This window comes from Rhodococcus sp. PD04 (assembly GCF_035918275.1).
GTDB lineage: Bacteria > Actinomycetota > Actinomycetes > Mycobacteriales > Mycobacteriaceae > Rhodococcus > Rhodococcus rhodochrous.
Genome location: NZ_CP142143.1, coordinates 4162322 through 4182178, shown reverse-complemented (window position 1 = coordinate 4182178; position 19857 = coordinate 4162322). Strand labels below are relative to the sequence as shown.

18 protein-coding genes, 1 pseudogene and 2 riboswitches are annotated in these 19857 nt (G+C 67.6%); of the genes and pseudogenes, 7 read left to right on the top strand and 12 right to left on the bottom strand.

What is annotated here, in order from left to right:
- Positions 1-25 precede the first annotated feature (25 nt).
- A complete protein-coding gene (gene cobN, locus U9J23_RS19165; protein ID WP_326599823.1) occupies positions 26-3625 on the top strand; it encodes a cobaltochelatase subunit CobN in 3600 nt (1199 codons plus the stop codon).
- Positions 3622-4368: a precorrin-6A synthase (deacetylating) gene (gene cobF, locus U9J23_RS19160; RefSeq protein ID WP_106201377.1), complete on the top strand. Its 747-nt coding sequence runs from the start codon at positions 3622-3624 to the stop codon at positions 4366-4368. The genes cobN and cobF overlap by 4 nt, the downstream gene beginning before the upstream one ends.
- Here cobF and U9J23_RS19155 read toward each other — a convergent pair.
- Together U9J23_RS19155 and U9J23_RS19150 are read right to left on the bottom strand one after the other, a co-directional pair.
- Positions 4351-5142 (bottom strand): class I SAM-dependent methyltransferase, encoded by a 792-nt coding sequence (locus U9J23_RS19155; protein ID WP_106201378.1) that lies wholly within the window; start codon positions 5140-5142, stop codon positions 4351-4353. The two genes, cobF and U9J23_RS19155, sit on opposite strands and share 18 nt — an antisense overlap.
- Positions 5143-5202: 60 nt before the next feature.
- On the bottom strand, positions 5203-5340 hold the full coding sequence (locus U9J23_RS19150) for a hypothetical protein (protein ID WP_230823277.1): 138 nt from the start codon (positions 5338-5340) through the stop codon (positions 5203-5205).
- 126 nt (positions 5341-5466) lie between these two features.
- Here U9J23_RS19150 and U9J23_RS19145 point away from each other — a divergent pair, with 126 nt between their 5' ends.
- On the top strand, positions 5467-6267 hold the full coding sequence (locus U9J23_RS19145; protein ID WP_272269112.1) for an SDR family NAD(P)-dependent oxidoreductase: 801 nt from the start codon (positions 5467-5469) through the stop codon (positions 6265-6267).
- Between the two features lies 1 nt (position 6268).
- Here U9J23_RS19145 and U9J23_RS19140 read toward each other — a convergent pair whose 3' ends face one another.
- Positions 6269-6802 carry an Rv2732c family membrane protein gene (locus tag U9J23_RS19140; protein ID WP_230823275.1) on the bottom strand — a complete coding sequence of 178 codons (534 nt, stop codon included), beginning with the start codon at positions 6800-6802 and terminating at the stop codon, positions 6269-6271.
- A 177-nt stretch (positions 6803-6979) separates the two neighbouring features.
- Between U9J23_RS19140 and U9J23_RS19135 the strand changes: the two genes are divergently transcribed.
- The 4 genes from U9J23_RS19135 to U9J23_RS19120 all read left to right on the top strand — a co-directional run bounded on the left by U9J23_RS19135 (position 6980) and on the right by U9J23_RS19120 (position 11200).
- On the top strand, positions 6980-7882 hold the full coding sequence (locus U9J23_RS19135; RefSeq protein WP_272269108.1) for an SDR family oxidoreductase: 903 nt from the start codon (positions 6980-6982) through the stop codon (positions 7880-7882).
- 228 nt (positions 7883-8110) lie between these two features.
- Positions 8111-8292, top strand: a riboswitch (cobalamin riboswitch).
- Positions 8293-8370: 78 nt separating this feature from the next.
- Positions 8371-9378, top strand: coding sequence for an ABC transporter substrate-binding protein (locus U9J23_RS19130; RefSeq protein WP_085469171.1), 1008 nt, complete (start codon positions 8371-8373; stop codon positions 9376-9378).
- A complete protein-coding gene (locus U9J23_RS19125; protein ID WP_145707801.1) occupies positions 9378-10430 on the top strand; it encodes a FecCD family ABC transporter permease in 1053 nt (350 codons plus the stop codon). The genes U9J23_RS19130 and U9J23_RS19125 overlap by 1 nt, the downstream gene beginning before the upstream one ends.
- Positions 10427-11200, top strand: a complete 774-nt coding sequence (locus U9J23_RS19120; protein WP_106201382.1) for an ABC transporter ATP-binding protein — start codon at positions 10427-10429, stop codon at positions 11198-11200. Before U9J23_RS19125 ends, U9J23_RS19120 begins: the two co-directional genes overlap by 4 nt.
- Before the next feature lie 21 nt (positions 11201-11221).
- Here U9J23_RS19120 and U9J23_RS19115 read toward each other — a convergent pair whose 3' ends face one another.
- The 9 genes and pseudogenes from U9J23_RS19115 to U9J23_RS19075 form a co-directional block, all read right to left on the bottom strand.
- Positions 11222-11782: a DUF7676 family protein gene (locus tag U9J23_RS19115; protein WP_085469043.1), complete on the bottom strand. Its 561-nt coding sequence runs from the start codon at positions 11780-11782 to the stop codon at positions 11222-11224.
- Positions 11779-12441: a (2Fe-2S)-binding protein gene (locus U9J23_RS19110; protein WP_085469042.1), complete on the bottom strand. Its 663-nt coding sequence runs from the start codon at positions 12439-12441 to the stop codon at positions 11779-11781. Before U9J23_RS19110 ends, U9J23_RS19115 begins: the two co-directional genes overlap by 4 nt.
- Entirely contained in the window at positions 12434-13246 is an 813-nt protein-coding gene (locus tag U9J23_RS19105; RefSeq protein WP_085469041.1) for an ABC transporter ATP-binding protein, read from the bottom strand. The genes U9J23_RS19110 and U9J23_RS19105 overlap by 8 nt, the downstream gene beginning before the upstream one ends.
- A 44-nt stretch (positions 13247-13290) precedes the next feature.
- On the bottom strand, positions 13291-14394 hold the full coding sequence (locus U9J23_RS19100; RefSeq protein ID WP_085469040.1) for a FecCD family ABC transporter permease: 1104 nt from the start codon (positions 14392-14394) through the stop codon (positions 13291-13293).
- A complete protein-coding gene (locus tag U9J23_RS19095; RefSeq protein ID WP_085469039.1) occupies positions 14391-15587 on the bottom strand; it encodes an ABC transporter substrate-binding protein in 1197 nt (398 codons plus the stop codon). Before U9J23_RS19095 ends, U9J23_RS19100 begins: the two co-directional genes overlap by 4 nt.
- Before the next feature lie 40 nt (positions 15588-15627).
- Positions 15628-15748: riboswitch (cobalamin riboswitch) on the bottom strand.
- 18 nt (positions 15749-15766) lie between these two features.
- Positions 15767-16585 carry a glycosyltransferase family 2 protein gene (locus tag U9J23_RS19090; protein WP_059384538.1) on the bottom strand — a complete coding sequence of 273 codons (819 nt, stop codon included), beginning with the start codon at positions 16583-16585 and terminating at the stop codon, positions 15767-15769.
- Positions 16582-17574 (bottom strand): glycosyltransferase, encoded by a 993-nt coding sequence (locus U9J23_RS19085; protein ID WP_059384537.1) that lies wholly within the window; start codon positions 17572-17574, stop codon positions 16582-16584. The genes U9J23_RS19090 and U9J23_RS19085 overlap by 4 nt, the downstream gene beginning before the upstream one ends.
- Positions 17571-18650, bottom strand: coding sequence for a glycosyltransferase family 4 protein (locus U9J23_RS19080; protein ID WP_059384536.1), 1080 nt, complete (start codon positions 18648-18650; stop codon positions 17571-17573). The genes U9J23_RS19085 and U9J23_RS19080 overlap by 4 nt, the downstream gene beginning before the upstream one ends.
- Positions 18647-19718 (bottom strand): annotated as a pseudogene (locus U9J23_RS19075) (glycosyltransferase family 1 protein). The gene U9J23_RS19080 and the pseudogene U9J23_RS19075 overlap by 4 nt, the downstream one beginning before the upstream one ends.
- Between the last annotated feature and the right edge of the window lie 139 nt (positions 19719-19857).

The following is a 19857-nucleotide window of genomic DNA, read 5'->3' as shown; positions in this document are numbered from 1 at the left end:
TACGCCTGTGTTTTCGGGTTGCGTCGTGACGCGCCTGACTTTGTTGTCGACGTCCGACACCGACCTGTTGTCGGCGCGGTCGAGCGGCGCCGACTGGGTGCTCGGCAACCCATCGCGCCTCGACGTGTCCACCGAACTACCTGCCCTGCTCAGCGGATCAGCCCTGGTCGTCGTGCGGATCCTGGGTTCCGCCCGCAGCTGGCGCTCGGGGCTCGACACCGTGCTCGCCGCCGGGGTCCCGGTCGTCGTCCTGGGCGGTGAGCAGACGCCGGACGCCGAGCTCATGGAGTATTCGACGGTGCCGATCGGCGTTGCGGCCGAGGCGCATCGCTATCTCGCGTACGGCGGTCCTGCCAATCTCGGGCAGCTCCATGCTTTTCTGAGCGACACCGTGCTGCTCGGCGGTGACGGTTTCGAACCACCCGCCGAGCTGCCCGAATGGGGTGTGCTCGACCGTCCCGAACCGCCCGACGGCGAGCGGTCGCCGCGCGTCGGCGTGTTGTTCTACCGAGCGCACCACACCAGCGGAAACGTGCAGTTCGCACACGATCTCGCCGACGCGATCGACGCGACCGGCACGGCTCGTGGCGTCGTGATTCACTGCGCGTCACTGCGCGGTGCTCCGGACGGCTTGCTCGCCGAACTCGGCACCCTCGATGCGCTGGTCGTGACGGTGCTGGCGGCCGGCGGCACCCGACCTGCCGCTGTGAGCGCGGGAGGCGAGGACGAGGCGTGGGACGTCGGGGCGCTCGCTGCGCTCGATATCCCGATCCTGCAGGCGCTGTGCCTGACGTGGAGTCGCGACGATTGGGCGGAATCGGACGACGGTGTCTCACCGTTGGATTCGGCCACCCAGATCGCAGTGCCCGAGTTCGACGGGCGCATCATCACGGTGCCGTTCTCGTTCAAGGAACTCGGCGCCGACGGTCTGCCCCGCTACGTCACCGACCCGGAACGATGCCGCCGTGTGGCCGGTATCGCGGTCGCGCACGCGCGGCTTCGGCACGTACCACCGGGGCAGCGCCGGATCGCGATCATGCTGTCCGCGTACCCCACCAAGCACTCCCGCGTCGGCAATGCCGTCGGTCTCGACACGCCGGTGTCGGCGATCCGGTTTCTGCGCGCTCTGCGCGATGCCGGATACGACCTCGGCGACGGCTTCCCGGGCCTGGACGTCGAGGACGACACCGAGGCGGGAAACGCCCTCATCCACGCCCTGATCGATGCCGGCGGACAGGACGAGGAGTGGCTCACCGCCGAACAGCTCGCCGGAAATTCGGTGCGGGTGAGCACCTCCGACTACCTTCGGTGGACCGACGATCTACCTGCCGAGCTCACCGATGCCATGGCCGAGGCGTGGGGACCGGCGCCGGGAAGGCTGTTCGTCGACGGAGACGCCATCGTGCTGGCGACCCTGCAGGCCGGCAACGTGGTGCTGATGATCCAGCCGCCCCGTGGATTCGGCGAGAATCCGGTGGCGATCTACCACGATCCCGACATGGCGCCCTCGCACCACTATCTCGCCGCCTACAAGTGGGTCGAGCACGGTTTCGGTGCCGACGCCGTGGTGCACCTGGGCAAGCACGGATCGATGGAGTGGCTGCCGGGCAAGAACGCGGGTCTGTCCGCGGCGTGTGCAACCGACGCCACGATCGGGAACCTGCCGCTGATCTACCCGTTCCTCGTCAACGACCCGGGCGAAGGGGCACAGGCCAAGCGCCGCGCCCACGCGACGATCGTCGACCACCTCATCCCACCGATGGCGCGTGCCGAATCGTACGGCGACATCGCTCGCCTGGAGCAGCTGCTCGACGAGTACTCGAACATCGCCGCGATGGACCCGGCGAAACTGCCCGCGATCCGCGCGCAGATCTGGACGCTCATCCAGGCCGCGAAACTCGATCACGATCTCGGGCTCGACGACCGCCCGCACGACGCCGAGTTCGACGACTTCCTGTTGCACGTCGACGGCTGGTTGTGCGAGGTCAAGGACGCACAGATCCGCGACGGACTCCACATCCTCGGCGCCGCACCGACCGGCGAGGCACGGGTGAATCTCGTGTTGTCGATCCTGCGGGCCGCGCAGGTGTGGGGCGGTAAGAGCAATGCCGTCCCGGGCTTGCGCACTGCGCTCGGGTTGAAGCCCGACGCCCCATTGATCGAGGTCGACCGGGTCGAAACCGTGGCGCGGTCGCTCGTGCAGGCCATGGAGGACGACGGCTGGAACGCCGGGTCGTGCGCACTCATCGTCGAAACCGTGCTCGGCCATCCCGATTCCGAGGTCGAGCGGGTGCTCGCCTTCGCTGCCGACGAAGTGGTTCCCCGCCTCGCGGGCACGACGGCCGAACTCGACGCGGTGCTCCACGCCCTCGACGGTGGATACGTCCCGGCCGGACCGTCCGGCTCACCTTTGCGCGGCCTGGTCAACGTGCTGCCTACCGGACGCAACTTCTACACCGTCGACCCGAAGGCCGTCCCGAGCCGCCTCGCCTACGACACGGGTGTAGCGTTGGCGGACAACCTGATCGAGCGGTACCTCGCCGACACGGGGGAGTACCCGCAGTCGGTCGGCCTGTCGGTGTGGGGGACCTCGGCGATGCGCACGGCCGGCGACGACATCGCCGAGGTGCTGGCGCTGATCGGGGTACGGCCCGAATGGGATGCCGAATCCCGGCGCGTGAAGGAACTCTCGATGATCCCACTCGAAGATCTCGGACGCCCGCGCATCGACGTCACAGTCCGGATCTCCGGTTTCTTCCGCGATGCGTTCCCGCATGTCATCGGGATGCTCGACGACGCGATCCGCATGGTCGCCGCTCTCGACGAACCCGACGAGCAGAACTTCGTGCGAGCCCATGCTCGGCGGGACGAAGCCGAACACGGCGACGCCGACCGTGCGGTGCGGCGCATCTTCGGATCGAAGCCCGGCTCGTACGGTGCCGGCATCCTGCAGCTCATCGACTCCGGGAACTGGCGCACCGACGCCGATCTCGCCGAGGTCTACACCGCGTGGGGTGGCTTCGCCTACGGGCGTGGGTTGCACGGTGTTCCGGCCGCCGACGACATGCGTGCGAACTACCGGCGGATCGCGGTGGCGGCGAAGAACACCGACACCCGCGAACACGACATCGCCGATTCGGACGACTACTTCCAGTACCACGGCGGCATGGTCGCAACGGTGCGAGCGCTGACGGGCGCCGACCCGAAGGCGTACATCGGCGACTCCACCACCCCCGATGCGGTGCGCACCCGATCACTGGCGGAGGAGACTGCACGGGTGTTCCGCGCGCGGGTCGTCAACCCGCGGTGGATCGGTGCGATGCGGCGGCACGGCTACAAGGGCGCCTTCGAACTCGCCGCCACCGTCGACTACCTGTTCGGCTACGACGCCACCGCAGGTGTCGTCGAGGACTGGATGTACGAGTCGCTTGCCCAGAACTACGCGCTCGACCCCGCGAACCAGCAGTTCCTCCGCGAAGCGAATCCGTGGGCGTTGCGCGGCATCGTCGAACGACTCACCGAGGCGGCCGATCGCGGGTTGTGGTCCGAGCCCGATCCGGAGACGATGAACAGGTTGCAGCAGGCCTATCTCGACGTCGAGGGCGATCTCGAGGACCGGGGGTGAGAGTTCGGCTCATCGGGATCGGCCCCGGCGGACCGGACGATCTCACGGTCGCGGCGGTGCACGCCCTCGAGAGCGTCGACGTCTTCCTCGTGCCCGACAAGAAGCGGGGCGTGGACGATCTCGTGGCGGTCCGCGAGGAGGTCCTGCGCCGCCACACCTCCGGTGCGCATCGGGTGATCGTGGTGCCCGACCCGCCCCGGGACCGTAACCCGGCGCACTACGGCGACGAGGTACGCGACTGGCACGCCGCCCGCGCCGAGGCCTACGAGACCGTTCTGCTCGACCGGATCGGAGACGACGAGACCGTCGGCTTCCTGGTCTGGGGCGATCCGAGCCTGTACGACAGCACGATCCGTGTCGTCGAACGCATCCTCGAACGCGGGAGGGTGCGGTTCGACTACGACATCGTCCCCGGGGTCAGCAGCGTGCAACTGCTCGCGGCCCGACACCGTCTCGTGCTCAACACCATCGGCGGGCCGATCACCGTCACGACCGGTCGCAGGCTGGTGCAGGACGTCGCAGCGGGTGCGTCGAACATCGTGGTGATGCTCGACGGTGGCCTCGCCTGCGCGGACCTCGACGGGGCCTGGAACATCTGGTGGGGTGCGAATCTGGGGACCGACGACGAAGAACTCGTCGCCGGCCCGCTCGCCGAGGTGCTCCCGGCGGTCCGTGAGGCCCGTGCCCGGGCCAAGGGGGCCCGAGGCTGGGTGATGGACACCTATCTACTGCGACGAGGATGAGTTCGGCTCGCCCGGAACCGTTCCCCGCGCGTACCAGGCGCGGGCGTCGAGCGAGAACGGTCCGGACGGAAGAGCATCACGACAGGCGTCACGTACTGCAGCGCGGTGCCTTTCGGGCATCGACACCAGGTGCCGCCCGGCCGGTCCCACGCCGAACGTGAAGGGCTCCCAGAAGTCGGAGAAATCGGCGTAGTCCGCGCGTGCGGACAGGGCACCACCGATCACGTCGTCCAGACCGGCACGGCGGAACCGCTCGGCGATGTCGCCCTCGGTGGTCCCGGCCAACCTCGTCTCACCCGGAGACGCGGGCTCGACTGTTCCCACCGCGGCCCAGAAGATGCGGAGCATCGTCATCCCGCCGGCCGTGGTGTCCCACATACATGCGGCGACGGTGCCGCCCGGGCGGGTCACACGCACCATCTCGCGCACGCCCAGTTCGGGATCGTTCATGAATCCGAGGACCAGCGACGCCAGGGTGACATCGAAAGTTCCGTCCGGCCACGGCAGATTCTCGGCCACCCCGACGCGGACGTCGATCTCCGGTGTGATCTGCCGGCACGCCGCCGCGAACTGGGGAGCGGGGTCGATCGCCGCGACTTTCGCTGCGCCGACCCGGGCGACCAGTTCCCGGGTGAGCCCACCCGGTCCGCAGCCCACATCGCAGACCCGATGCCCGCCCCTCACCCCGCCCGCGTCCGCCAGGGCAGGCGCGAGCGTCGCTGCGTAGCGGCCCATGAAGCGGTTGTACTGTTCGGCCGGTCCGGCGAACTGCATATGCCCAACATATCGGCCCGATCGGTGGTCTCGTGGCCGTTCACATCGTCCTGATCGAGGTCACTTCTCGTCGTCGTCCGAGCGCTCGACCACCTCGGGAGCGTTCTCCCGCGTTGCCATGCCGCCGTTGCGACCGTGATCGACCGGACCCGGCGGGTCCTTGCGCACCTCGTCGTCCTTATTCTTCGACGTCGTCACTTCTACCTCCGTACGCTGGGCCGACTCGTGTCCGGACGGATACCCGCAGACGTGCACGCGCACACTTCGGGGTGGCGTCGGTGCTCCGGACCGGATTGACTGGACCCAACGACACGAGGAGGCAGCATGCAGATCCGTGACAGGGTTTTCGTCGTCACCGGTGGCGGCAACGGGATCGGACGCGATGTCGTCCTCGAACTCCTCGTGCGTGGCGCGCGGATCGCGGCGATCGACCTCCGCGCCGAGGCTCTCGACGGCACCCGTGCTCTGGCGGACGCCTATGTCGACCGTCTCACCACCCACACGGTCGACGTCTCCGATCGCGCCGCCGTCGAAGCCCTGGTGGGCGACGTGACCGCAGCACACGGGCAGGTTGACGGCGTCGCCAACGTCGCAGGCATCATCCAGAAGTTCGTCCCGTTCGCGGACCTGCCGTACGACGAGATGAACAAGGTGCTCGACGTCAACTACTGGGGCATCGTGCACATGTGCAAGGCGTTCCTCCCCGAGCTGCTGAGCCGTCCCGAGGCGAGCCTGCTCAACGTGTCGAGCATGGGTGCCTTCGTGCCGGTGCCGGGCCAGTCCGTCTACGGCGCGAGCAAGGCGGCGGTCAAACTGCTCACCGATGGTCTGTACGCCGAACTGCGCACGACGAAGGTCGCGGTGACGCTGGTGTTCCCAGGCGCCGTCCGCACCGGCATCGCCGAGAACTCCGGTGCCGCCATCCCGGGTCGCAGCACCGACGCCTCCGTCAAGATCACCTCGTCCGCCGAGGCAGCCCGCAGGATCGCCGACGCGATCGAGAAGGGCACCTTCCGGGTGTGCATCGGCAAGGACGCGACGATGCTCGACCTGCTCGCCAGGCTCATGCCGCGTCGCAGCATAGAGTTCCTGGCGAAGAAGATGGGCTCGCTCGTCGAGCGCTGACCTACCGGCGACCGGTCCGCAGCGGATGCGGCCGGGGCGGGACGTCCGTCGGCGACCGGCTCAGCACGATCGGCAACCACTGCGAGGTCATCACGATCATCACCAGCCATTCGGCGATCAACGCCACGGTCGGGTGATGCGGAGCGTTCGTGATCATTCCCGCCTGTGACCAGTACGCCAACAGCCCGAAGAACGACGACAGCCCCGAGCCGAGCATCGCGAGCGACGCTAGCTTCCATCGTCGCAGCCACAACGCCAGCGTCGAGATCACCACCCCGAACACGAGGGTCAGGGCCGCGAAGATCCGCAGCGGCACCGCCACGGGTGCGGTGTCGCCGAACCAACTGCCGAAGACCGTCCACGACCACGCCGACGACGTCTGCGGAAGCACCATGCACACCGTCAGGACGACGACGCAGACCGCAAGAACCCGGCCGCGGCGGCCGGCGTCGAACTCCCCGGCGACCTTCTTCTCGATCCGGGCGAAGTCGTTCCGATAGGCCGACAGGTCCGCGCTCGTACCGTCCGCGCTCATGCCTCGACCTCTCCGTTCCGACACATGGGTGGCCATTATGCGCCGGACGCCGATGTGACCTCGCTCATGTCGTCCACCTGCAATTTTGCTCCGACACACCCGTCGGGGCCGGTGCCGGTGTGGCGCCGCGGTGCACCGGGTATCGCCCCTTACGAACCCGATCGAGGGAGGGCGAGAATGCCGGACCAGGACCAATACCGCATGCAGCACCCGGGCGAACAGCACCCGGTTCCACCGCTCGAGGAGCAACCGGAGATCGCCTACCCCGGCGCGACCGCCGATCTGCTCTCCGCCCCGGACCACGGTGAGGCGACCTACCAGGGGAGCGGACGACTCGAAGGTCGTCGCGCCCTGATCACCGGCGGTGATTCCGGTATCGGACGGGCGGTCGCGGTCGCCTTCGCGCGGGAGGGCGCGGACGTCGTCCTGGCCTATCTCGACGAGGAGGACGAGGACGGCAAGCGGACCGCCGAACTCGTCGAACAGGCGGGACGCCGCGCGGTGCGGATGCCCGGCGACATCCGGGAGGAGGAATTCTGCCGGCGATTGATCGACACGACGGTGTCCGAACTCGGCGGCATCGACATCCTCGTCAACAACGCCACCTACCAGCACCTCGAACCCGGCGGCATCGGCGACATCTCCACCGAGCAGTTCGACCGCGTGATGAAGACGAACCTCTACGCCCTGTTCTGGCTCTCGAAGTTCGCGGTCGCGGAGATGGCCCCGGGCTCGACGATCGTCAACACCACATCGATTCAGGCGGTCAGCCCCTCGCCCGGTCTGCTCGACTACGCGGCCACGAAGGCCGGCATCGTCGACTTCACGAAGGGCCTCGCCTCCGACGTGGCGAGCAAGGGTATCCGCGTCAATGCGGTTGCCCCCGGTCCGATCTGGACGCCGCTCATTCCCGCGACGATGCCGAAGGATGCGTACGAGCAGTTCGGTAAGGACACCCCGCTCGGTCGCCCCGGCCAGCCCGCGGAACTTGCACCGGCCTACGTCTTCCTCGCCTCCCAGGAGTCGAGTTACATCACCGGGGAGACCATCGCCGTCACCGGCGGGGTCCCGTTCACCTGAGGATCAGAGCGCGAAATGGTCATCGGAGCGCGTAACAACGCGTACCGATGACCATTTCGCGCTCCGGAGTTCACGAGGACTGCATGTCGAGCAGCTCCGACACCGTCACGAAACGGTAGCCCTCGGCGCGCATGCGACGACGAGGGTTCTTCGGCCGGATGCCATTCGGACATGGTGCCTCATCCGGTGTCGATGGGTGGCGGACGCCCGGTTGCGCGGTTCCGGGACCGACGCCGGGTCTTGTACTGTTCGTAGCGACGTAGGGAACAACGGTGCGAATCCGTGGCTGTCCCGCAACTGTCACCGAGGAGTGATCCCCCAACAGCATGGTCACGGCCCATACGGGTTGGAAGGCCGGGGGCGAGCGTCGATCCGGGAGCCAGGACACCTGCGTCGCCGAAGCAGGACCCACGAGGATGGACATGAACACTTCGATATTCACCGCCCGTACGAGGCGGTATTCGGTGGTGCGCGTCGGCGTCGCATTGATGGCGGCGGCGCTGACCGTGTCGGGATGCTCGTCGAACGACGAACAATCGACTCCGCCCGAGCCGGACACAGCCGCGACGGCGTACCCGCTCACCATCGAGAACTGCGGCAGGACGCTCACCGTCGACGCGCCACCACAGCGGGCGGTGTCCCTGAATCAGGGATCCACCGAGATCCTGCTGTCGCTCGGTCTCGCCGACCGCATGGTCGGCACCGCGACCTGGACCGATCCCGTTCGGGAGAACCTCGCCGACGAGAACGCGAAGGTTCCGCGTCTGGCCGACAACAAGCCGTCCTTCGAGGTCGTGCTCGACACGGAACCGGATTTCGTCTCGGCGTCCTTCGGCGGCACACTCGGCGCCGGTGGGGTCGCCGAACCTTCACAGTTCGAACAACTCGGGGTGCCTGCCTACCTCTCGCCCACCGATTGCGACGGCAAGGACGACAACAGCGTCAACGCCGACGGCAACCGCACCGAACCGCTGACCATGGGCGCGGTGTACAAGGAGATCCGAGACCTCGCCGCGATCTTCGACGTGCGTGAGCGCGGTGAGGAGTTCGTCGCCGAACTCGAACAGCGATACGAGAACGTGTCGGGGCAGGTGAACGCGGCCGGCGTGTCGCTCGCCTACTGGTTCGCCGACATCGAGACGCCCTATGTGGCGGGTTGCTGCGGGTCGTCGGGAATCATCACCGATTCGGTTGGAGCGAAGAACGTCTTCGACGACACCACCAACGAGTGGCCCCAGGTGAGCTGGGAATCGATTCTCGACCGCAACCCGACCGCACTCGTGCTGGCCGACCTGAGTCGCCGGAGCGTCACCGGGGACGCTCTGGACAGCAAGATCGAGTTCCTGGAATCGAATCCGGTCACCCAGCGCCTGAGCGCGGTGCAGAACCGGCGGTACATCGTGGTCAACGGCGCCGACCTGAATCCGTCCATCCGCACGGTCGACGGCATCGAGAAGGTCGCCGACGCCCTGCGCGAGTGGAATCTCGACAGCTGATGGTGACGTCCACTGCCCGGCGACCCTCGAAGGGGCGCCGGGCTCCGGTGGCCGGTGTCGTGGTGGTCGCGGGGCTGATCGTTCTCGCACTGTCGATCGCCGTGACCGTCACGATCGGCCCGGCGGAGTTGTCCGTCGTCGACGTGTACGCGGTGATCTTCGACCGTCTCGGCTTGGCCGACAGTTCCGTCACCGCGATTCGGGAAGGGATCGTGTGGGAACTGCGTCTCCCGCGCACCTTGCTCGCGGCGGTGTGCGGTGCCGGACTTGCGGTGTGTGGCGTGATCATGCAGTCGTTGTTACGTAATCCGCTGGCGGATCCCTTCGTGCTCGGCATCTCCTCGGGCGCCTCGACCGGCGCGGTGATGATCGCAGTGCTGGGCATCGGCGGGGGTGCCGTGTCGTTGTCGGGCGGAGCGTTTCTCGGGGCACTCGTCTCCTTCGCACTCGTGCTGCTGCTGGCGACCGGGGCAGGGGGCGGGACCTCCCGTGTGGTGCTGGCCGGAGTGGCAGGAACACAACTGTTCTCGGCGCTGACATCGTTCATCGTCATCTCCTCCGCCGACGCGGAACGCACTCGGGGAGTGCTGTTCTGGCTACTCGGTTCCCTGAGCGGAGCAACCTGGACCGACGTCGCGCTCTGCGGAGCGGTCTGCGCCGCCGGAATCGTGGTGTGCCTGGTGAAGGCGTCGTCGCTGGACGCCTTCACATTCGGTTCGTCGACCGCCGCGACCCTCGGGATCGCGGTCGGACGTACCCGTCTGCTGTTCCTCATGGTGACGGCGTTGATCACCGCCGTCCTGGTCAGTGCAGCAGGGGCGATCGGGTTCGTCGGGCTGGTGCTGCCCCATGCGGCCCGTTTCCTGGTCGGTCCATGCCACAGCCGCCTGGTCCCGGTCACCGCCGTCGTCGGGGCGGTCTTCATGGTGTGGGTCGATGCGGTCGCCCGCACCGTCTTCGCGCCGCAAGAGGTTCCCGTCGGTGTGGTGACCGCACTGATCGGCGTGCCGGCCTTCGCGCTGATCCTCTTCCGTACGAGGAGTACTCCGTGACACTGTCCGCAAAGTCGCTGCGGTGGAGCCGCGGCGGACATCTCGTCGTCGACGACGTGACGATCGCTCCCGTGCCCGGGGAGACGATCGGACTTCTCGGACCGAACGGGTCGGGCAAGTCGTCGTTGCTCCGCCTGCTGGCCGGAGTCGATCGTCCGGACTCGGGTGCGGTGACGCTCGATGGCACCGATATCCACAGCCTCGGCCGTCGAACACTGGCTTGCCGCGTCGCGATGGTCGGGCAGCACGCCCACACCGAGGTCGACATCCGGGTACGGGATGTCGTGCGGCTGGGAAGAATTCCGCACGCCGACGTTCTCGGCCGTGACGACGGCGGGGACGCCGCCATCGCACATGCGCTCGAGGTGACCGGAATGACCGAACACGCCGACCGGTTGTGGCGAGCGATGTCGGGTGGTGAACGTCAGCGCGCACAGATCGCCCGAGCTCTGGCGCAGGAACCCGAAGAACTGTTGCTCGACGAACCGACCAACCACCTCGACATCCAACACCAGCTCGACATCCTCGAACGGGTCGTAGCGTTGCCGGTGACGACCTACGTCGCGCTGCACGATCTCAATCTCGCGGCGATGTTCTGTGATCGAGTGGTGGTGCTCGAGAAGGGGCGGGTCGTTGCTCACGGCGCTCCGGCCGAGGCGCTGACGGAACAGATGATCCAACAGGTATACGGAGTGCGTGCCGCGGTCTCCTACGAAGGGGGGACACCCGTCATCCGTTACCACCGGATTCGCGCCTCGTCCTACACGTAGCAGGATTGCCGTGCGACATGGTCACGAGTGACGGAAGCCCTTGCCGGTGCGGTCCCGCGGATCGGGTTCCAGCCCCAGAAACTCCGCGCGGATGCGGTCCCACGCCTCGAGGTGTTCCCAGACCGGTTCATCGGTCAGCTGCTGGGCGTTGGTGAGGAACGGGGTGGGCAGCATGATCGTGAGCATCTGCTCGTCCCGCCCGTTGAGCATGCGCAGACCCCAGGAGGTGACGGTGTCGTCCTTGCCGATCCTGCGATACAGCTCTGCTCGGCCACAGCGGCGGATCCGGCCCAGTTCGGGACCGCTCGCGGTGTGTTCGCCGATGCACAGATGGAAATGCCACCGGCCGAAATCGACGGTGACGTACCCGTCGTACATCCCGATCTTCCTCGGCGCGTTCGGAGCCGCGACCTCCAGTGCCGAGCCTTCGATGAGCAGGCCGAACCACATGTCGTCCCAGTAGTTTTCGAACAGCAACGTCACCAGCCGCAGCAGGTTGTCCTCGTCGGTGGGCAACGGCCAGCGCTGTTCACGCCCACCGTCCTCGGTGGTGATGATCTCGGGATCGAACACGACGGTCACGGAATCTCCTTCGGTATGTGTCGGGGTGGCGCGGGGAAGACGCAGTCGCTGCACACACCGCCGGACGGTGTCCGGTAGTACAAGCAACAACTGCGCCGGCGACCGGTGGATCGGTCGATGGTGTGAACGAGTCGCGGATCCTGCAGCAGTGCGTCGACGAGCGGCCGGGCTTCGTCGCCGATGACTCGTCGGGCACCGATCAGTGCGGAGGCGGTGTTGCCCCACAGAGCGCCCGGCGCCACAACATCACGCCACGCATCGATCAGCGGTTCGATCTGGGTGTCGAGAACTTCCGCTGCAGGGTCGCTTCCGAATTCGGGGGTGACGATGTGCAACTGCAGACCGGAATCGTCGCGCCACAGCAACTTGTCGGGGTCGAGCCGAACGCAGCGACCGGAGGTGGTGACGGTACCGACCGCGACCGACCACAGTCGCGCGACGAAACCGAAGAACAATGTGGACGCCGCGACCCGCGGCTCTGCGGTGTTCATGCGTTCCGACATCGCACGGACCAGCGCATCGCGAGTCGCGGCACCTCGTAGTTCGGAGGTCGGGCGCCAGCCCGCGTCCACCGGTCCGGTACCGACACGGAAGTACGGGCTCCACGCGGTGATTCGCTCGAGCACCCCGCGCGCGCCGGATACTGCTGGGTCAGACACTGCTGTCCTCCGGTTTCAGATCGAACACCATCGTGCGCGAATCGAACCGCATCCGCCCCCGATCGAATGCCGCCCCGATCCGTCCGGACTCGGCCAGCGCCGCCGGCGTATCGCACGTCAAGGTCCGGTCGGTGCCCAGCAGCCACATCCTGTCGGCTACGCGCAAGGCGAGTTCGAGTTCGTGCGTGGACATCACCACAGCCAGGTTCTGTTCACGAGCGAGACGGCCGAGGACGTCCACCAGTTCGACCCGCGACGGAACGTCGAGGAAGGAGGTGGGTTCGTCCAGGACGAGCAGCGACGGATCCTGAGCCAGGGCACGGGCGGTGAGAGAACGTTGCCGTTGCCCATCGGACAGTTCGGAGAACTGCCGGGATGCGAGGCGGGTCGCGCCGACCGCCTCGAGCGCCTGGTCCACCGCGGCCAGATCTTCGGGGGACAGCCGTGCACTGGCGGGCAGGTGCGGTGTGCGGCCGAGCGCGACCAGTTCGCGCACCGTGAACAGGCCGGGGTCGATGCGCTCGGTGAGCACCACCGAGATGCGGGTGGCGAGGTCGGCGGGCTTCACCGTCGCCACGTCCTCACCGTCGATGAGCACCCGACCGCGCAGCGCCGGTTGCAGGCCGCACAACGTCCGGAGCAACGTCGACTTTCCTGCACCGTTCGGCCCGACGAGGGCGGTGAGTTCGCCGCGTCGGGCCACTGCCGAGAGACCGGACGCCACCTCGGTGACCGTTCCGCGTCGCAGTGCCCGACGCCGGGTGTAACCGATCGTGAGGTCGTGCAGTTCCACACCCGGGGTCACAGTGCTACTCGGGATCACAGTGCTGCTCCCAGTGCTATTCGGGGTCACAGTGCTGCTCCCAGTGCTCCGCGTCGGCTGCGGATGAGAACGGCGATCACGACGGGAGCGCCGACGATGGCGGTGACGGCGTTGAGGGGGAACACCGTGTCGGTACCGGGCATCTGGCTCATGATCCCGCAGACGAGGGCGAGTACGGCTCCGAGCAACGCGACACCGGGAAGCAGTATGCGATGGTCCGAGGTGCCGAAGGCCATGCGGGCCAGATGCGGGACGATCAATCCGAGAAATCCGATCGGGCCGCAGAACGCGGTGGTGGCCCCGGCCAGGAGAGCGGCCGACACCACGGTGGTGAGGCGGACGACGCGAATATCGATGCCCATGGACCGGGCGTAGCCCTCACCGAGCAGCAGCGCATTGAGCGCGCGCACGGTGAGCAGTGCGACGGCGATCCCGCCGAGCACGACAGGGACGAGCAACTTCAGATCCGACCACGTCGTGGCCGTGAAGCTCCCGAGTCCCCACACCAGGAACTGCTGGCTGCGCTGCGGGTCCGAATACACCAGCAGTACCGAGACGACGGCTGTGGTCGCCGATCCGAGCATCACTCCGATGAGCAACAGGGTCACGGCCGACCGCACCCACCGCGACAGCAATACGATCAGCAGGAGAACCGCAGCCGCCCCCAGCGCCGCGGCGAGCACCACACCCGCACGCCCGAGACCCGCCAGGCCTGCGGTGAAGCCACTCGCTCCGCCGCCGCCGATCACCACGACGATCGCCACGCCGAGACTCGCGCCGGAACTGGCACCGAGGATGAACGGGTCCGCCAGAGCGTTCCGGAACAGCGTCTGCATCTGCAGACCCGCGATCCCCAGCGCCGCCCCGACCGCGATCGCGGTGATCGTTCGCGGTAGCCGCAGGTCACGAACCACCATGCTCCAGCGCGGATCCGATGCTTCCTGGCCGAACAGGACCCGGAGGGTCTCGCCGAGCGGCACCGTCACCGAACCCAGTGTCACCGACAGAATCGTTGCCGCCGCCAGTCCCACGATCAGCGCCGTGAACACGAGCGAGACCCGTCCGGTCCCCGGCGGCGAATCGGGCGCGGACTCGGTCGCGGCAGGGGACGCCCCGAGCACGGCGGTCATGCCGGTAGCTGCTGGTAGAACGTGAACTCGTGGTCGGGCAACAGGTCGGGATGCAGAATTGCCACGAGGTCCGAGAGGATCAGATCGGGTCGCAAAACGCCCCGCTCGTAGAAGTCGTTGCCCCCGTTGGGGCCGAGAGCCTTGTTCGCGTTCCATACCCGGCCGGTGCCGACAGCGGCCAGCGAGCGGTACCGTTCGTCGTCGGCGAGTGCGTCACCGATCGACGTCCAGTTGTTCACCACGAGCCAGGTCGGCGCATCGGATGCTTCGGCGACCACAGCCTCGAAGTCGAGGGGAAGCGAGCCGGCGGTGGTCACGTCCTGCCACGGCCACTGCGCACCGGCGTCGCTGAACAACCGGCCCATGAAGCTGCCGCCGGAGGACATGTACCACGTGCCCTGTGCCATCCCACCCAGCAGAACGGGAGCCGGTTCCACGTCGGAGGCTTTCGCCGCCACATCGAGATAACGGTTCCGGATATCGTCGTAGACCTGTGCCGCCTCTTTCTCCTTGCCGGTCAGCGCGGCCATCACCTTGATCCACTCTGCGCGTCCCAGCGGAGATGCCTCGAGCCACTCGGCATTGGCGACCACGCCGATTCCGGCCTCCCGCAGCTGGACGTAGGCGGGATCGTCGGAGCCGCCGGTCATGAGAACGTCGGGTGCAGCGAGCACCACGGCTTCGGTGTCGATGTTGCCGCCCGCGGCATACTCGGCGACGGCGCCCGATTCGATGCGTTCGATCACGGCCGGGTCGGAGACATAGGAGCCGTTCGAGACGCCGCTGAGGACGTCGAGCGCATCGAGTTCGGTCACCAGTGGCAGGTGGGTGGTCGAACCGGAATACAAGCTCGTGATCGGCACCTGAATCTGCTGGGCCGCGGCCAGCTCGCCCGACAGCTCCGGAGCAGGTGCACCGCACTTGACCAGCACGTACGACTCCGGCGGTGCCGCGGAGAACGGTTCGTTCACGGTGAGAACCTGGTAGCTCTTCTCGTAGGTGATCGAAAAGTTCTCGGCGTCGACGATCTCGGACTTGTCGGGGAAATAGTCGACCGAGGGGTCGAAGTCGGTGATACACCCGTCCGAGGCGTCGTTCTCGGTATCGGATGCGGTCGTCGAACACCCGGCGAGCAGAAGACTCGCCGAGGTCAGCGCGACCAGGAGCTTCGGGAAGGCTGCGCGTACACGCATGGCGATTACGCCCTCTCTCGGGGAAGTCCGCCCCGGGCAAGGAGGTACGGCGACGGGAGTATCTGGCTCCCGGAGATCGCTCTCCGGTCACAGTGGCGGGACCGCGCCGGAATCGCACCGGCTTCCTCTGGCGTCATCGTAATGACGGTGCCGAAATTAGCACACGCCGTGATACCAGTTCACGGTCGAGTGCGTACCCATCGCCGCTCCCGGGTGTCGAAAGCGGCGAGACCGAGACGCTCGAACTCGTCGAGCCACCCCCGCATCGGCCACCAGCCCCAACGTTGGTGGAACAGCGCGGCGTTGGTGAGGATGTCGTCGAGATGCTCGACCGGTGGGTTCGATACCGGGTGGTACTGGTGGAAGGCGTGGGCGCCGCCGACCCAGGCCATCGGCACTCCGGCACGCGCGGCCTTCTGCCCGAAATCGGTGTCCTCGCCGCCGTATCCGCTGTAGGCGGTGCAGAACCCGCCGATGCGGTCCCACACGAGCGACCGGGACGCGAACGACAGCGACCAGAACAATTCGTGCCTGTCGTCCAGCACGATCTCACCCGAGGAGGGGAACGGACGGGCCGGATGCGGATCGATCGAGTCGCCGAGCCGGTCGAGGTCGTAGCCGCCGGCACCCGGTTCGGACAGATAGGTGACCGGACCGCTGAGCAGCGCAGCCGGGTGCCGGCCGGCCGCCTCGACATATCGTTCGATCAGGTCGGGAGCGGGGATGCAGTCGACGTCGAGGAAGACGAGCAGATCCGACGACGCCGTCCGCGCACCCAGATTCCGCGCCTCTCCGACCGGCAGTTTCGAGGAGTCGACGTCCATCTCCACCACCCGCGCCGACGATCCCGCAGCAGCGACGACCTCTGCGACCTGCGGATCACCCATCGCGACGACGATGTGCTCGTCGGGTGTCCGGGTGCTGCGTGCGAGGCCGTCGAGTTGCCGTCGCAGATGCGTGCTGCGACTCGCGGCGACGGTGACGACCGAGACCGTCACGATCTCTCCGCCAGCTCGTCCAGGATCGCCGCCGCACGTGCCGCGGCACCGTCGACCTGCCAGCGTTTCCATTCGACGGGGCCGAGGCCGCGTGCTCGCTCGATCAGTTCGGGCCAGCGGTTCGGGTCGGGCCACCCGTCGAGACCCACCGTCAGTCCGGCCTTCTCCAGAGCCGTTGCGGTGGAACGCTGTTCGTCGAACGGACGGGGTTCGGCGATCACGACCGCAGGTCGCGCGGCGGCCGCGATGTCGGCGACGGTGTTCTGGCCCGCATGCCCGATCACGACGTCGGCGCCGGTGAGGACGGGCCACGGATCGTCGATCCACGGGCCGCCCGCGACACCGAGACCCTCCCACTCGTACTGGGGGAAGCGCGACGAGAACCGGTGCAGATCGTCGACGGTGATCGACGATCCGCCGCTGCCGCTCATGACGAGGACCCTCGGCTTCTCACCGGCTGTGCGGGTGGGAGACGGGCGTCCGTCGAAACGGCTGATCCCGCCGACGTACGAGGTGGCGTACGAGCGCAGCCAGTGCGGATCGTAGACGTCCTGCGACCACGGTGCGATGAGATGGTCGGCGACGCGGTAGGCCAGCGTGTGGGCGGTATCGGTGCGCTCGCCCGGCATCGCGAGCACCACGACGGGGATCCCGTACAAGCGGGCGAGGAGCGTCACCTCCACCGACACGTCCACCACCAGCAGGCTCGGGCGGGTCGCGGCGATCCACGACCCCAGTGCGTGCATGCGTTCGCGGAGACCGTCGTCGTGGGTGGGAACCCAGTGGAGGACGTCGTGGGCCGTCGGGTCCTGCGCGGTGTCGACGGCGAGGTCGTCGCGGGGGAGCAGCACGACGTCGTCGAAGGCGTCGGCGGCAGTGCCGAGCGGCGCCGACGACAATGCCGTCACCGGCGTCCGCAGATGCGCGCAGATGCTGCTCGCGCGGGTGCGGTGTCCGTGCCCGTGATGATGGATGTAGTAGCCGATCATGCCGCTCCCGCGAGTTCCCGATACAGCGAGACGTAGGCATCGACCATCGTGCGTTCCGAACAACGCTCCTCCGCGCGGGCTCGGGCGGAGGCACGGGACAGACGGACCGCGCGGGGTATCGCCGCGGCCAGGCCGTCGATGTCGTCCGGCGCGACCAGGCATCCGCTGCTCTCGTCGACGACCTCCGGGATGCCGCCGCGCGCGAAGGCCACCACGGGTGTCCCGCATGCGAGGGACTCGGCGACGACGAGACCGTACGGTTCGTCCCATTGCGGGGTGATGAGTGCTGCTGCCGAACGTCCCACCGCGGCAGCGAGATCCGGCTGGGAGAGATGACCGAGATAGATCACGTCGGGACCGAGGAACGGTTCGACGTGCTCCGCGAAGTACCTGCGGTTGCTGATCGGGCCCGCGATCCGCAGCCGGTAACCGGCCCGGCGCGCGGCCTCGATCGCGAGATGCGCGCCCTTCTCCGGCACGAGGCGGCCGAACCAGATCAGGTCCTCACCTCCCGAACCGACCGGCCACGCTCCGAGATCGACACCGTTGGGCACGACCGCCACCGGACCGGGCGTGGCGTGTTCCCAGGCCGTCGCGGTGTGCCGGCTGACCGCGACGAACGTGCCCGGGCACCCACCCGGAGTCGCCATCGCCGACTCGAGCCACGGCGTCGGCGGCGTGTGCAGCGTGCAGAGCAACGGGGTGCGCAACATGCGGGCCATCGCTATCGGCAGGTAGTGCAGGCTGTGGTTGTGCACGACGTCGAAAGCATCGGCGGACGGTCCGGCGAGATCGAGCATCAGCGACAGGTAGGCGTGGTGGTCGCCGAGGAAGCCGTTCGCCGGGGGCATCGACACGTCGCTGCGTGCGAGTTCGCTGACCTCGAAGGACGGCACCTCGAGGAACGAGGCCGGAAGTTCCGGATCGGATCCCGGTGCGGCGAAGAGCGTCACCTCGTGGCCGTCCTTGCCGAGCGCGTGGGCGAGATGCCACACGTGCGCTTCGAGTCCGCCGGCGAAGGGCTGGCGGATCGGATATCTGTTCGACGCGATGAGCGCGATGCGCAACGGCGTCATGATCCGCTCCGGCTGCTCATCGCGCGCAGGTATATGTCACGATGGGCGCGGGCCAGCGCGCGACGTTCGTCCATACGTTGCGACCAGTCGGCTCGCGGAAGATCTCTACTCTCGTACAGTTCTCGCACGCAACGATCGAGCGAGTCGGCGTCGAAGGTGTCCTCGTCGTAGGTGTACACACCGCACCGACGTTGCTCGCCGTAGAAGCCGCAACTCGGCGCGATCACGGCGGTGCCGAGGTCGAAACACGCCTCGAGCCAACCCGAATGGGTTCCGAAACGGTAGGGCAGCACCGACACCGACAGGTCCGAGAGGTACTGCCACAGTTCGTCGTCGGAGAAGTACGGATGCACGCGCACGTCCACCTGGGGTTGCTCGCCGTACTGGAGGATGCGGGAACCGGCTTCCGGGTTGTACCAGTACGCATTGTCGGGATCGAAGATCTCGTCGTGCACGTTGATCTGCAACACCGCATCGGGAAGCGAGCGCACGGTCTCGGCCAGCGTGTCGAGCACCGGGAACAGATCCATGTTCGCGCGCAGGCTCTTCGCGTGGACCCCCACGACGAACGGACTCTCGTCGCGACGCGGTCGCTCGAGCCAGTGCTGTTCGACGACGTGCGGATGCGGCAGGACCGTCGCCTCCCGGCCCCAGCGCAGACGGATCCGCTCGGCGGCGCCCGGCGTGAGGGTGATCAGTTCGTCCGCGGCCGGAATCAGCACGTCGAGTTGCTTGTGGTGCTCACCGGGGGGTGGGATGGTGCGGGTTCCGCAGGTCGTGCACCGTGTACACGAGAGGCTTGTCGTGCTCGGCGAGTTCGGCAACGACGTCCTGCAGCTGCTCCGCGCCGATCGCGTCGAATCCGAAATGGATGTGGAAGACGTCGAATTCCTCGTGGTGGTCGCTCACCCGGCCCGGTTCGAGCATCAACGGCGGCCACCAGCCCCCGGGAACCTTGCGGCCGTCGGCGGGAACCGGATCCGTCAACCGGATCACGTCGTCGCCCTCCGGGCAGGCGAGGTGCCGGACGTAGACGTGCGACGCAGGTACCGACGCGACTCGAATCACCACAACCGACCCCTCTTCTCCCTCGCGCGACATTCGCCGTACACACCGAAAGGCCGGGAACGCCGTCCCCGGCCATCGTCCGGTGCCCTGCGACTACCCCCGCGGGACGGCCTTCACACGTCCCTGCCCGACTCGTCCG